We start from the raw sequence: 13,579 nt of genomic DNA on the forward strand, positions 1-13,579 counted from the left end.
CTAAGGAGAATGTGCATGAACTGGTCACTGACCGCTATGGCCACGGACCCGACGCTCATCGACACGGTCGTTGGGTGGTTCAAGGACCCCGAGACTCTACTTGTCGCTATGGGACCGTGGGTGCTGTGGGGAACCCTCGCGATCGTTTTCGTTGAATCCGGTGTACTTTTTCCCGTTCTCCCCGGTGATTCACTGCTGTTTACCGCAGGACTGCTGCATGACAGACTCCATCTGCATCTGCCCACGCTCGTGCTGCTGACCTTTATCGCCGCGTTCCTCGGCGCCCAGATCGGCTACTTTCTCGGGGCACAATATGGGCGGCGATTCTTTAGCCCCAATGCCCGATTCTTGAAAACTGAGTATTTGGAGAAAGCAGAACATTACTTCGACCACTACGGTGGTCGATCGCTGGTCATCGGGCGTTTCATTCCCTTCGTTCGCACCTTCATTCCACTGGCCGCGGGAATCGCCCGCTACCCCTATGGAAAATTCCTCCTCTACAACTCCGTGGGTTCGTTGTTGTGGGGCGTAGGAATCACCTACCTCGGGTCGGTGCTCGGTGGAATCCAATTCGTCCACGACCACCTATCCCTGATTGTCATGGCGATCGTCGTTGTGTCCGTCATGCCGATGATCATTGAGGTTCTTCTGCGCAAAAGAGCAGCAGCCACAGCTGGGGGAGTTGACACCGCGGGCGTAGACACAGTGCCTGAGATCATAGATTCTGCCTCGCTCATCGCTGACACCGCGTGCGTGGAGACCGGTGACGAAGCGACGGCGCGCCAAGAAGAGAAGTGAGCGTTTCGTGTTCCTTCAGTGGTGGTCGCTCGGGCCCATCGCCCTCGCGATGCTCATCGCGCTATTCGTCCCAGGATTTGCGTGGATTCGGACCTCCGTTCGTTCCGCGCTCGTCGCCTTTGGAGTCTCACCCGCATTCACTCTGGGAATTCTGACGATCCTGTCGATCCTCTCCGATCGATTCGGCGTTCCCTGGGAGGCAACGAAGGTACTCCCGATTCTCGGGATGATCTTTATCGGGGGCTGCCTGACGTGGCTCCTCGTTGTTGCCAAACGTTCGGGCTCAGGCAGGATTCCCTCCGTTGGTACGCTGACCGCGTCGATCGGTCCTAGGAAGCCCCTGGGAGCCGCTCAGCTGCGGGTTCGGGTTTCGACATGGGTGACGATCGGAGTGGGAATTCTCCTCGCGGTCATGCCGATGGTCATGGTTGCTAACCCACGAGACCCCGTTCAACAGTGGGATTCAACCTTCCACCTCAACGGCGTCCACTCGATCCTCGACCAGCATTCTGCCTCCCCTTTCGGTGGTCTCGCTCCTCTTTACGGTGGATCAAAGGTCTTCTACCCGACGGCATGGCATGCTTTCGTTTCACTCTTCGCCACCTCTCGCACGGTCGTTGAAGCAGCGAATGTGTCATCCCTGCTGGTGATGGTCGTTTGGGTTGTTGGCGTGACGGCTTTTGTTTCGGTGATCACGACGTCACGTGCGGCAATCCTTGCAGCTCCGATCCTCGCGGGCACGCTGCTCAATATGCCCGCCGACTCCCTGACGATGTACAACCAGTGGCCACACGCCACCGGGCTTGCAGTTGTTCCCGGAATTGCGGCCCTCAGCCTGATCGTCGGTCGCCGACTGGTCCTCTCCATCCACGATGGTGGACGCGGGATCGTTCATCTGATTCCGCTGGGTCTGTTCTGCGTCATCGGATGCATCGGTGCGATCGGGGCTCACCCGTCATCGGCGTTCACTCTTGCGATCGTCCTCGGCCCTGCGGCGGTCACCTCGCTGACGTCCCTTGCGCGCCGTTCCTGGTCGCACCATTCCCGAGGACGTGCCGGCGTATTCCTTGCCGGTGCACTCCTCGTTGTGATTGTCCCCTGCGCCCTGCTCTTGACCGACAGTGTCCGGGCGATGGGGAATTATCCGCGTTCGGGCATCGATTGGCCGACGGCGCTGGCACGTTTCATCACTCCCTTCCCACCCTTCGCTCAGACCTTCAGCTTCGACATCCTCATCGTCATTCAGACGGTGCTTGTGCTGCTGGGGATCGTGGTCATGCTGGGTCTTGACGTTCGGGTGGCTGGGTGGCTGGGTCACCCTCACCGGGCGTCGTCCTCGGCCATCATTAACGAGGACGAGGCCGGACTTTCTCCTTCCGAACGAATTCCTGGGCAGCCCCCGCGCCTGCGATGGCCGATCGTTTCCTACGTGATTTTTGCACTTTTCACTCTTCTGGCCTACGCCCCCGACTCCGCTGTGCGCACGTTCCTCTTGGCACCGTGGTACATGGATCCGCGGCGAATCATGGGGTCGCACGGTCTGATGATGGTGCCGATCATGGCGATCGGATTCGCAGCATGCACGCGGTGGCTGCACGGAGCGCTCGTGGGGTTGGAGCGTCTCAACCTGTCCGGTGGAGGCGCCGAACATGCCTCCCGTCCCTCACATGGGGACGGTGCGGTGAGGCGATGGCAGGTGGATGTCGTCGTGGGGATGCTCCTCATCTCCCTGTCCTTCGGTGGATCCGTGGATTCGCGGATCTGGGCTGTCAACTACGTGTACGACGCCGATCACCTGGGTAAACCGGGAATGGCAACGACGGCTGAACTGTCAATGATTCGCCGGATGCAGCTGCGAATTCCCGCGGATTCTCTGGTGCTTGGTGATCCGATTGCAGGAGCTGCTTATGTGCAGGTCATCGGTCAGCACACGGTAGTGTTCCCCCAGCTGACCACGACGCTTGCCGACAGTGCAACCAGAGATCTTCTCACCAAGCATTTCAACGAAATCCACACGAATCCGCAGGTGTGCGACGTCGTGAGGAAACTGGGGATCACGCACTTCTATGAGGACGAGGACGGGTGGTATTACAACTTCCTTCGATCCTCTCGACACCCGGGCCTATACAACGTTGATACGTCAACAGGTTTCGAGCTTCTTGACGAGGGCGGAAGCGCGAAAATCTATAAGATCACCGCATGCGGAGACGTCGCAGGCGGAGGACACATCTACAAGTAGCGGGGTTGCCAGATGGGGAGCGTGACGGGGAGGTGTGTCGATGAGATTCGAGGCAGAGACACCGGAACCTTACGTCGTGTGTCGTGCGCCGATGGACGCCTACAGCGCCGCAGCCTTGCCCTCGTTTACCCTATGAGACATGCGTGAAAGCTCTCCATCCACTCACATTCCCGGACCACCCCCGCTGGGGGACCGCATGAAAATCGCGTTCCTCGGCCCCTTTGGAACTTTCACCGAACAGGCCGTACACCAAGTTGCCCCCGCAGGGTCAACTCTCGTGCCGATGACCTCAGCACCCCAGGCGCTCGCAGCTGTGAGGCGAGGTGACGCTGATCGTGCCGTCGTTCCCATTGAAAATTCCATCGAAGGAGGCGTGAACGCCACCCTCGATTCGCTGTCCCACGGGGATCCGCTCGTCATCGTGTCGGAAATGGTGGTCTCTGTGGTCTTCCAATTGGCGGTACGTCCGGGAATGCGTCGTGAGGATATTCGGCGTATCGGCACGCATCCGCATGCGTGGGCACAGTGCCGAAACTGGGTGGAAAACACCTTCCCCGGAGCGATCCACGTTCCAGCGACATCCACAGCCGCCGCCGCTGAACTCCTTTCCCAAGGAAACACGAGTTTCGATGCCGCTCTGTGCAACTCGGTGTCCGTTGACACCTACGGTCTCGAAGCCCTATATACGGATGTTGCTGACAACCCGGGGGCGGTGACGCGCTTCGTCCTCGTTGCCCAACCTGGCGTGCTTCCCCCACCGACCGGGGCGGATAAAACAACGATCCAGGTTGCACTGCCCGTCAATGAGTCGGGCGCGCTCCTGACTCTTCTCGAACAATTCGCCGTCCGAGGTGTTGACCTGTCGCGTATTGAGTCACGGCCCAGTGGAGATGGGCTCGGAAACTACACCTTCAGCATTGACATCGTGGGACACATCGCGGAGGAAAGAGTTCAAGCGGCGCTTGTTGGCCTTCACCGCTACTCACCGGAAGTTAGGTTCATGGGGTCATATCCCCGCATTGACGGGATCCGTGCGAACGTGTTGCGCGGCACCCGCGACGAAGACTTCCAAAGGGGGCGAGCCTGGGTGGCTCAACTTCTCCACGGCGGAGACGGTGAACACGTTGACCTGTCGGTGCCCGCTCCTAACTGGCCGCTGGCATAACCGCGTCGTCCTGCGGGCACAGCAGGCGTTCGGCGGCTGAATATGGTGCCATCGTGCTGTGCTGATCTTGCGCGCGTGGGAAAGTCGCCGATACTCACATACCTTGTGGACGCCATGACCGCCACGAACATTTTGAGGAGCCTCTCTCAGGCCGGAAACCCGACCTGAGAGAGGCTCTCAGTCCTCAGCCTCACGGTGCTTGCCGAACTTTTCAACAAGGCGAGAAACCTTGTCAGCAAGCTCAACCAGCGCTATGATGGCGGCAGGAATGGAGAGCAGAACCTTGATGAGGTCTAGGCTCATTTTGGCTCCTTCCTCCTTGGCCCCCGGCTCCGTCCGGGGGCTTCCTTTGTTGGAGCGGTCGCCCCAACATCCCCTCACTATAGATACGGGGATTGTCCCGGTTAACGGGTGAGGGACGACCTGTGGAAGACCTCGCCACCAGTTGACGATCATCCCCGCTTACGCGGGTCAACCGCAACCTGTTGGGTGCGGTTGGTCAATAGGCCAATATTGTTGATTGAAGGAGTTAGGCGAGGGACCCGAGGCCTGGCCCAGGATTTCTCCCTTAATGGTGGGCTGGCTGGCTTCCCTCGCCTATGAAGATAGAGGGCCCCTTGCCTGCCCCAGGATTTCTCCCTCAGGTGGGCTGGCTGGTACCCTCTAGCTTTGCTTCAGGATCTCACTGATTGCTGAAAAAGTGAAGTCGGATCATCCCCGCTGACGTGGGTGAGACGTCCGTCCGTTACCCCTCGCGTGCTCGAGGGCTCAGCAGAAAACGTCAAGGTCGTCTGACCCCACGCTTTATCCATCGCGTGCTCGGGGGAGGGAGCTCCTATAACCTGGCTCTTGACGGATGATCTCTTAAGGAGCGGGAACCGCAATGTCCAAGGCGTGCCCCTGAATACGCGCAGACACTGTACGGGCGGTGCCGATCGCATCGCCATCCACCTGCACGACCTGTGGTTCGTCAACACTGACCGACGCCAAGCGAGCCTGACGGAAAGCAATTTTTCCAGTGGAAAAACCGTCATTTTCTGCTTTGAGCCCCATCCCCTGACTGACAAGTTTGCGCGACAGATCCGCCCACCCAAGCAAGCCCGCCTCAATATCAACCGCGATGACGTCAATGAGTCCATCATCAAGCTGAGCATCGGGAGCCAGAGTAATGAACGGCAGCTCGCCGCAATTGGCGAACATCACCGAACGCGCCGTCAGTTCCGTGGTCACCTCGTCCTCGTCTCCTGAAATTGTCGAAACAGAAGCGGACGTATCCGTGTTGGGGGGAAGAACATCGGGATGCGAATACCAATCCGGGTGTGACTCATGAGGTGACTGCATTGTGAGGCGGACATGCATCTGATCGGATGTCATTGACGAAATTCCCGACACGACGTACGCCAACCATCCGACTTTCTTCTTCAGATCAGCATCGGTGTGCGCCATAGTTTCACCGTCGAAACCAATTCCTGAAATCACAACAAACGAGTATTCGTCGGGTTGGGGGAGATCTTCGGGTTGAGTGCGTTGTGATGCCGCTCCTTCGCCACCTTCGGTGCCCTGATTATCGAGGCCTTCGCGCTCGCGGGCCTGGAGGACGAGTCGTCCTTCGGGTGGGAGCTCGGCCTCGTCTTCGACCTCGTCAACCCGAACCCACCCGATATCGAGCATCCGATGGTCGGGTCCCAGGGCCACGCGGACAGCTGCGGGGACGTCGTCAATAGGAAGAGCGAGGTTGCGCGCGAGGAGATTACCCGTGCCGACGGGGATGATTCCCATGCGCACTGCGGATCCAGCGAGTCCGGCGGCAACCGCGCGCACCGTACCGTCGCCGCCAGCGGCAATGACGACGGATGCGCCGAGCTTGAGTGCGCGAATGGCCTGGCCGGTTCCCGGGTCCTCAACCGATGTGTCGAGCCAATGAACGTGGGGAATTCCCAGTTCCGCTGCCGTTGCGTTGACCTGTTCCTTGAAATGTTCGTAGTCCTCGGTGCTGGCGTGTTTCGACGGGTTGGCGATGATCCAGGGACGAGGACGACCGCGCTGCGGATCCTGTGCAATGCGCGGGGTGAGCATCGCGGCACGTCGGGCTGCTTGGGCGGCCTCGCGTTGATGGAGGAAGCGTGAAAGAAAAACTGTGCCGATCACTAAAACGAGGACGACGAGTATCCAGAAACACATCGTGAAGAGCATGTCTCTCAGCCTAGTGCGTGCGCTGCCCTCGGTGATGGAGAGAAGAAATCACTTCCTCGAAACCTGTGATGGATGCCACAGATATTGGTAGAGTTTCTCGTAATCTATAGGTGACGTCGGGAAATCAATGAGTGGAATGCACAATGAGTGAGAGCGCTGAAAGCCGAGAGTTTCGTGAAGCGGTGGAACTGCTCGACGATATTCGGTCGGGCCGCGTATTCGTTCTCACGGTTCCCGCGCATGTCCGCACGATGTTCGCCGCCTTCGTCAGCGGAGCGTCGCTCGAGTCCCTTGCGCACGAGCGGGGAATGAGTGTGGAGCAGGTGCGGGAGATGCTCGAGGACGCCTTGGAGTACTCACTCGAACAGGTGATCCATGCACGGTCGATCGAAAAGATGATGAACAGAGAGAAAGAGCGACGAAACACCGAACAACGCGTGCTCGAATGGTCACATACACATGAAGGGGTGTCGCTCAAGCACGCGGTGTCCGACCTGGGGATGAGTCTTGACGAGATCAAGCGGTATCTGGGAGATCGCCGCTTCTTTCATCTTGAGGGGACGCGCAGGAGCGCGCCGTCCTCGGCCATCAAAATGACGGAGCGCGCACACCCGCGGGTGCCTGCCAAAAAGAAAGCTGCTACGTGGCGACAGCCGAAGAAACGGCGGCAGCACCAGACACCCTCGCCGGATGCGAAAGAAAGCGAGCCGCGCAGAGAAAAGCCAGCGAGCGCCGCCGAGCACCAAGAACGTCACCTCCGGCCGTTCGACCTTGACGTGGATAAGGAACTGACGGCGGTGTCGAACGCCGAACACTCACGCACCCGACGTCGCATGATGCGCGCAATGAGGTCGGAGCATACGACGCTGGGGCCGGGGGAAATTCTTCGCGGGATTCTGTCGAGGATGGCGGTTTTTCCAGAATGCTCTCCCCGCGTTCGTCGACTGCTTGATGAATATCTCAACGGCACGTCGATCATCGAGATCGGTCGCACATGGAATCTGCCGCCGGCGACGGTCCGTGAAATCCTCAGCCGGGCCACCCCTTTTACTCTTGACGATATTCGGCGTGCACGAGACTTCGCCCAAAAATATGACGCAGCAACAAAGAGGAAACAATTGAGACAGCGAGTTCTTGAATGGTCGGAAACACACGTGGGAATTCCTCTGTCGCAGGCCGAATCAGACCTTGATCTCGACATTGACGACATCGAGAACTTTATTGGGTGGAGAGCTGTTTTCCACAAACTCTGGGTGGATTCATCGGGGAATCGATACGGCTCTGACGACCTCGTGAAATTGTTGACGCCATTCACGGCATTTTTCCAAGCACGGGAACTTCTTGACCGTGTTCGCTCTGGGGGAGCAATTGCCGAGAACCAGCCCGAGGATGTTCACGAGATGCTCATTGCCTACGCCGACGGTGCGGCGCTCGACACCTTGAGTCGAGACAAAGGAAAGGACCCTGAACAGATCCGAGCGCTCCTTGGGAAGGCATCGCCGTATTTCCTCGAAGAAATTCGATGCGCGCACCTCATTGAAAATGTCATGTACTCCGAATACGTCCATCGATCCGAGGACCTCAGATCTGAAGAACACAGCAAGAAACTTACCCAAAGCCCGAATGACCGTGGAAAAGACGAGGCCGGATCGGGGATCGCCTCTGTCCCTGCGCGCAAGCGCAATGAAGATCGGGAATTGTGCGCGTCGTGGCCGGCTTTGGCAGATGGGCGACGTTTCAGTGACGATGAGTTGCATGAGATTGCCGCTCCCTTTGCAGCATTCCTTGAGGTCAGAGATGTTCTTCACGGGATTCGTTCGGGTGAAGCCATCTCGCTTGGGGTGTCTGCGCTGCATCGTCAGATGCTTGTGGCCTACTCCGAAGGTCAGACCCTTGAATCACTGGGGGAACAGCGAGGGATCACTCGCGAGAGGGTCCGCCAAATTCTCACCAAGGCTTCCCCGTACCCCCTCAGAGAGATCAGACATGCTCGGACGCTTGAGGCGCAGATGTATGCCGAGTGCGTTCATCGAATTGAAAAGTACCGAGTGATCGAATGGTCGCAGTCGCACATCGGTGTCCCGCTCACACAGGCGGTGAGTGATCTCGGGATTCCCCTGGCGCAGGTGAGGAAACACATTGGACGTCGGAAGTATCTCCACGATCATCGAAAGAGAATGGCGGGCCCACTGTATGACGACGAACAGCTCCTCGACCTCCTGAGAACATTCCATGAGGAAACGGGGTCTTTCTCGTCGGATCAATTCGATCGATGGTCCACCGCTCGTGGTGGGCCAACCAAACAAGTCGTGATCATTCGTTTCCAGAAGTGGTCACAGGCGTTGCGTCGTGCCGGACTCAACGGAGGAAAGCAATATCACCGCATTCGCCTGTACACCGACGAGGACTGCTGGGCGGCCCTTGTCGAATTTATTCGCTCGGGTCCAGAACGCATCACCTTTGACAATTTCGCCATGTGGCTCCAGGATCAGCCCCTGCTTCCTTCGGCAGCGCTCATCCGGAATCGGATCCGCGAACCGTGGTATGACATGCTTCGAACCGTCGTGATGATCAACGCGGGTGAAACGGAAGGGATGGACCCCACGTGGGTGCAGGAAGTGACCCGAGTCCGTGACTGGCAGGCCCAAAGAAATCAGCGAAAACGCACGATTGATGCAGACAGCCTGATTGTCAGGGCCTATCAGGATCTCGGCTATCCGCTGACCTGTGCACGATACAACCAGTGGGCAAAGGACCGCGGGGAGCCGGTTGCGGCCTTGGTGATGAAACACGCGCAAGTCACGTGGAATGAACTCCTCCAACGGGCGGGTATTCCCTTGAGCCGTCACCGCAATGTCTATACGCGAGACGATGCCGTGAGCGCAGTGACCGAGTATCTGGTCAGCGGGGGTGACCCGCGGTTTGAGGCGTACCAGGCGTGGGCAAGAGACAAGGGGCGTATGAGGCCCGACGCGATTTCCCGCATCTATGGCAGCTGGAAGTTGGCTATCGCGTCAATTCGGGAAGGTATCGCGCAGAACGAGAAAGAAGCCTCCACGTTGACTCGCTAGCCCACTAACCCGTCAATCCCACCGGGCAGCGAGTACATGTCCGCGCCCGAATCGCTGAATTTTTGAACGAATCGCGCGCTCCGAATCCCCTTCGCGCAGGCAACGACAAGAGTTTTTCCTTTCAAGGAACTGGGAATCTCAGTTGTCGAGCTCATCGGCAGGTGCACGGGTTCACACCCTGGCCACGGGCGCAGCTCCACCTCGAAATCCTCACGGATATCCACCGGGATCGCTTCCCCTCGCGCCACCATGTCGAGAAGAACGGAGACGCTACGAGACCCTCTAGCCGGCGACGGGTTGAACATGCTTCCACTGAAACTCCGTGTGCTCCAGGAACTCTCCGCTCCGGCGGTCGGATCAATCGCGCAGGTGGAATCCTCGTAGATCCCCAAATCGGTGACGAGTTCTCGGAGGGGATCAGCGGACACATTCCACGTGTGCACAGAAGGAGCGAGTGCCTCGTAATGGATGAGTTGCGGCAAGTCCGGGCGCAATAGTCCCGTGATGTGCTGAATTGTTGCCGTCACCATGAGCCCAGCAACGACGGATGTCGTCACTCCGAGTACACCCGCGGTCGCGCAGTCATCAACAAAGGTGCTGTCAGGTTGGATGGGGAACACATCCCGTAGTCCGACACCGCGTCCGTCTGGAGCTAAGGGGCCGGAATGGAAGACGCACACGTCACCGGCAAAGCGCAGAACTGTTCCCCACACCATCGGCGTTGACGTGATCTCGGCGGCATCGGCGCACAGGTACTTCGTGGCAAAGTTATCTGAGCCTTCAATAACGACGTCCGCCTGGCCAAGGAGATCGCATGCGTTTTCTGGGGTGAAACGCGCATGAATGGGGGTGATGGTGATTCCAGGTTGAAGCTCACGTGCACGTTCAGCGGCAACCTCCACTTTCGGACGTCCCACGTCTTTGACTCCAAAGAGGATCTGACGGTGAATGTTACTCAGGGATACAACATCATCGTCGATGAGGGTCACCCGTCCCACACCGGCTGCGGCCAGCTGTTGCAGCGCAGGACACCCCAATCCACCGGCACCAATGATGAGGATGTGCGCGTCATGCAACGCCAACTGTTCCTTCATACCGAATCCGGGGAGCCTCAGATGACGCTCAACCCGGCGAAGCTCATCAATGGAGAGAGTGCTCATAGGACCGCATCCGCCCAGTGTGCAATGTCGTCAAAGGACGAGGACGGACGCGCGTGATTTCGTCGCGGAATCCGCCCCGCCTGCGCGTTCAGGTACCCGGCGTCAACGGCATGACGCATCGCCCTGGCCATCGCGACCGGATCCTGACAGCGGTTAATCGCCGAGGCAAGGAGGACCCCGGAACACCCAAGTTCCATCGCGAGAGCGGCATCTGATGCCGAGCCAATTCCTGCGTCAATGAGCACAGGAACTGATGCGTGGGCACAGATGAGTTCAATGTTGTGCGGGTTGAGGATCCCCAGGCCTGTACCGATGGGGGCTCCGAGCGGCATCACAGCCGACGCTCCCGCATCTTCGAGCCGACGCGCAGCGATCGGGTCGTCACTCGTATATGCCATCACGGTAAAGCCATCAGCAACCAGCTGTTCGGTCGCGGTCATCGTTTCGACGACATCGGGAAGAAGAGTGTGTTCATCGTGGATCACTTCGACCTTCACCCAGTGTGTCTCCAGGGCTTCACGTGCCAACTGCGCTGTGATGACGGCGTCGCGGGCGGTGCGACATCCAGCGGTATTGGGCAGCGGAGCGATACCGAGCTCCCACAGGAGGTCAAAGACACTCGGTCTATCTTTCCCGGCTGCAAAGCGACGCATGGCGACGGTGGTGAGCTGGGTTCCGCTGGCGATGAGTGCCTCTTTGAGTAAGGAGTGCGAGGACGCGCCACCCGTTCCCATGATCAGGCGTGAAGTGAACGTTGTGTCGGCGATAGTGAGCATTTAACCTCCTTGGACTGCCGTGAGGATATCGACGACGTGGCCGTCGCGGAGCGGGCGACCCCACTGGGAACGTGGGACGACGGCACCATCAAGAGCAACGGCGAATCCGGCATCGGGCACGTATCCGAGAATCTCAGCGACGAGTTCTTCGACGGTGGTGGCGTCGGTGGTCCGCACTGTGCCATTCACAGTCAGTGTCATCATTCTCCTTTGATGGGATGGATGGTCAGGGAGGGTGTCCAATGAGTGGTCTCTTGGGCAGTTACCCGCGCATGGGATCGCATGCAGATAGGTCAATGTGGCAGTCCTTGTGCTCGGCGATGTCTGCGGTGACTCGCGAGGCGAGGGCGGCCAGGAGGATGCCGTGCCGGAAGAACCCGGAACACACGATCTGGTGATCGGCGACGCGTCCGATGTAGGGCAGGTCGTCGGGAGTTCCGGGCCGCGCCCCCGCCGTCAGCTCAATGAAGTCACATTCTTCAATCCCGGGGATCACTCGGATCGCGTCTTGAATGAGCTGGTACATGCCGCCAACGCTGGGCTCGGGTCGTCCGTCCTCGCGCGTTGTTGCTCCGATAGCGATGGTGCGGTCCTCGCGGGGAATGATGTACACGGGGCGGTCTTCAACGAATCCTCGGACAACGTGAGTCACCAGGGGATACAGGTGATCTGGGACGCGCACTCGAACAATGTCTCCGTACACGGGACGCAGGTGATTCGTCCAATGCCCCAAGGTGTGTGCTTCGAGGCCGGTTGCGTTAATGATCTCGTCGGCTTCCACGCTGCGTTGGGAAGTTGTCAGCGTATTGCCGTCAATCGCTGTGACCCGCTCCTTGACCAGCGTGACTCCGAGGTTTGTTGCAGCGTCGAGCAGTGCGCGGAGGAATTGCCGGGGAAAAAGTTGCGTGTCCTCGACAATGGATACTGCGCCGGAGAGGCGCGCAGAGAGCGCAGGCTCACGTTTCCGGGCTTCAGATACCGCAAGGGGGTCGATCCTCATCCCGCGTGCCGACTGGTATTCGGTGAGATCGCGCAGGTGCTGGGCATCGGCCCTGTCGGCAGCGATGACGAGGGTTCCTTCTTCGCGATATCCGGTGGGACGGTCGGTGTGCGCGGTGACAAGACGAAGAAGCTCGGGATAGAGACGGCGGGACTCACGCATCAGCGGAAATAGGGCGTCCTGTTGGTAGACGACCTCGGCGTAGGGTGCGAGCATTCCGCCGGCGTGGTGGCTGGCACCGCTCATGGGTTCCGGGTCGAAGACAGTGACGCTGTGGCCTCGGTCGGCCAGGGTCAACGCCGTGGACAGACCAATGATTCCGGCTCCGGCGATGGCAATTTTCATGACTGTCCTGCTTTCTCGAAGTTCGTGATGATCGTGCGCGCGTACTGTGTGGGATCCTCGGAATTCATGAATCCTCGGACAATGGCGACTCCTGCAACGCCGGTGGAAGCAAGGGCCTGAACGTCGTCAAGGTGGATGTCACCGATCGCAACAACGGGAACGCGCGAAAGCGCGACAAGCTCGGCGTAACCGTCAAGGCCGATGGGTGTGCGTCCCGAATTCTTTGTTGGGGTGGGCCTGAAAGGGCCACAACCGATGTAGTCAATGTATTCAGCAACGTTGTTTGCACGTTCAACGAGATCGCGGGTACCCGTTGTCAATCCAACAATGGCGTCGGGGCCGAGCAGAGCTCGAACGTGTTCGACCGGAAGATCATCTTGGCCAACATGAACACCGTCGACCCGTGCTCCGCGCTGTCGAAGGGCCAGTGCAACGTCAACGGCATCATCGATGACCAGGGCGGCGCGTGTTCCGTCGAGTGCACGCGACACGACAAGCCCCAGGTCGAAAAGCTGTCGGGGAGTGATTGGTTTAGATCGCAGTTGAATGATTCCTGCTCCGCCGAGTGCAGCGGCCCGGGCCCGTTGAGCGAGCCGGAATGGGTCGTCGGCACCGGTAACGAAGTAGGCGCGCAGATCAGGTTGGGGCCGAGTCATCGGATGAACCGTTCCTCTCTTCCTTCGCTGGTCCTAACCAGACAGGTTCAAACGGTCCGCACCGCAATAGTGCAATCTCAGCCCGATGCATCGGGCACCCGCGGGGTTAACGGCTTCGACGATACCTCAAAAGAGAGGGGTTTTCCATCATCGCTGAGGCTCCCCCTCCGGTGCGC

At 59.0% G+C, this 13,579-nt stretch carries 11 protein-coding genes and 1 riboswitch; of the genes, 4 read left to right on the forward strand and 7 right to left on the reverse strand.

What is annotated here, in order from left to right:
- Positions 1–15: 15 nt before the first annotated feature.
- From G7Y41_RS00555 to pheA, 3 genes are all read left to right on the forward strand, one after another.
- On the forward strand, positions 16–798 hold the full coding sequence (locus G7Y41_RS00555; RefSeq protein WP_165315676.1) for a DedA family protein: 783 nt from the start codon (positions 16–18) through the stop codon (positions 796–798).
- Positions 764–3,037: a DUF6541 family protein gene (locus G7Y41_RS00560; protein ID WP_331272605.1), complete on the forward strand. Its 2,274-nt coding sequence runs from the start codon at positions 764–766 to the stop codon at positions 3,035–3,037. Before G7Y41_RS00555 ends, G7Y41_RS00560 begins: the two co-directional genes overlap by 35 nt.
- A 139-nt stretch (positions 3,038–3,176) precedes the next feature.
- Complete coding sequence (gene pheA, locus G7Y41_RS00565) at positions 3,177–4,202, forward strand: prephenate dehydratase (RefSeq protein WP_165217069.1); 1,026 nt, start codon at positions 3,177–3,179, stop codon at positions 4,200–4,202.
- Positions 4,203–4,379: 177 nt separating this feature from the next.
- Here pheA and G7Y41_RS10135 read toward each other — a convergent pair whose 3' ends face one another.
- On the reverse strand, positions 4,380–4,505 hold the full coding sequence (locus G7Y41_RS10135; RefSeq protein WP_269207956.1) for a hypothetical protein: 126 nt from the start codon (positions 4,503–4,505) through the stop codon (positions 4,380–4,382).
- Between the two features lie 561 nt (positions 4,506–5,066).
- The gene (locus G7Y41_RS00570) at positions 5,067–6,395 is read right to left on the reverse strand and encodes a diacylglycerol/lipid kinase family protein (RefSeq protein ID WP_165315677.1); all 1,329 of its coding nucleotides are present in this window, start codon (positions 6,393–6,395) and stop codon (positions 5,067–5,069) included.
- Positions 6,396–6,538: 143 nt separating this feature from the next.
- On the opposite strand from G7Y41_RS00570, the gene G7Y41_RS00575 reads away from it, so the two are divergent.
- Positions 6,539–9,466 (forward strand): homing endonuclease associated repeat-containing protein, encoded by a 2,928-nt coding sequence (locus tag G7Y41_RS00575; RefSeq protein WP_165315678.1) that lies wholly within the window; start codon positions 6,539–6,541, stop codon positions 9,464–9,466.
- Here G7Y41_RS00575 and G7Y41_RS00580 read toward each other — a convergent pair.
- From G7Y41_RS00580 to G7Y41_RS00600, 5 genes are read right to left on the reverse strand one after another with little or no spacing between them, the layout of a single operon-like run.
- The gene (locus tag G7Y41_RS00580; RefSeq protein ID WP_165315679.1) at positions 9,463–10,626 is read right to left on the reverse strand and encodes a ThiF family adenylyltransferase; all 1,164 of its coding nucleotides are present in this window, start codon (positions 10,624–10,626) and stop codon (positions 9,463–9,465) included. The two genes, G7Y41_RS00575 and G7Y41_RS00580, sit on opposite strands and share 4 nt — an antisense overlap.
- A complete protein-coding gene (locus G7Y41_RS00585; protein ID WP_165315680.1) occupies positions 10,623–11,402 on the reverse strand; it encodes a thiazole synthase in 780 nt (259 codons plus the stop codon). Before G7Y41_RS00585 ends, G7Y41_RS00580 begins: the two co-directional genes overlap by 4 nt.
- Positions 11,403–11,606 carry a sulfur carrier protein ThiS gene (gene thiS / locus G7Y41_RS00590; protein ID WP_231367318.1) on the reverse strand — a complete coding sequence of 68 codons (204 nt, stop codon included), beginning with the start codon at positions 11,604–11,606 and terminating at the stop codon, positions 11,403–11,405.
- Positions 11,607–11,664: 58 nt separating this feature from the next.
- A complete protein-coding gene (gene thiO, locus G7Y41_RS00595; RefSeq protein ID WP_165315681.1) occupies positions 11,665–12,747 on the reverse strand; it encodes a glycine oxidase ThiO in 1,083 nt (360 codons plus the stop codon).
- The gene (locus tag G7Y41_RS00600; protein WP_165315682.1) at positions 12,744–13,403 is read right to left on the reverse strand and encodes a thiamine phosphate synthase; all 660 of its coding nucleotides are present in this window, start codon (positions 13,401–13,403) and stop codon (positions 12,744–12,746) included. Before G7Y41_RS00600 ends, thiO begins: the two co-directional genes overlap by 4 nt.
- A gap of 2 nt (positions 13,404–13,405) precedes the next feature.
- Positions 13,406–13,515, reverse strand: a riboswitch (TPP riboswitch).
- Positions 13,516–13,579 lie beyond the last annotated feature (64 nt).

Source organism: Schaalia sp. ZJ405, from assembly GCF_011038885.2.
Lineage (GTDB): Bacteria > Actinomycetota > Actinomycetes > Actinomycetales > Actinomycetaceae > Pauljensenia.

Coding starts and splice junctions, on each gene's coding strand:
- G7Y41_RS00570 (WP_165315677.1), bottom strand. CDS start 6,395: ATGCTCTTCACGATGTGTTTCTGGATACTCGTCGTCCTCGTTTTAGTG.
- thiS (WP_231367318.1), bottom strand. CDS start 11,606: ATGATGACACTGACTGTGAATGGCACAGTGCGGACCACCGACGCCACC.
- G7Y41_RS00600 (WP_165315682.1), bottom strand. CDS start 13,403: ATGACTCGGCCCCAACCTGATCTGCGCGCCTACTTCGTTACCGGTGCC.
- G7Y41_RS00575 (WP_165315678.1), top strand. CDS start 6,539: ATGAGTGAGAGCGCTGAAAGCCGAGAGTTTCGTGAAGCGGTGGAACTG.
- G7Y41_RS00580 (WP_165315679.1), bottom strand. CDS start 10,626: ATGAGCACTCTCTCCATTGATGAGCTTCGCCGGGTTGAGCGTCATCTG.
- G7Y41_RS00555 (WP_165315676.1), top strand. CDS start 16: ATGAACTGGTCACTGACCGCTATGGCCACGGACCCGACGCTCATCGAC.
- pheA (WP_165217069.1), top strand. CDS start 3,177: ATGCGTGAAAGCTCTCCATCCACTCACATTCCCGGACCACCCCCGCTG.
- G7Y41_RS10135 (WP_269207956.1), bottom strand. CDS start 4,505: ATGAGCCTAGACCTCATCAAGGTTCTGCTCTCCATTCCTGCCGCCATC.
- thiO (WP_165315681.1), bottom strand. CDS start 12,747: ATGAAAATTGCCATCGCCGGAGCCGGAATCATTGGTCTGTCCACGGCG.
- G7Y41_RS00585 (WP_165315680.1), bottom strand. CDS start 11,402: ATGCTCACTATCGCCGACACAACGTTCACTTCACGCCTGATCATGGGA.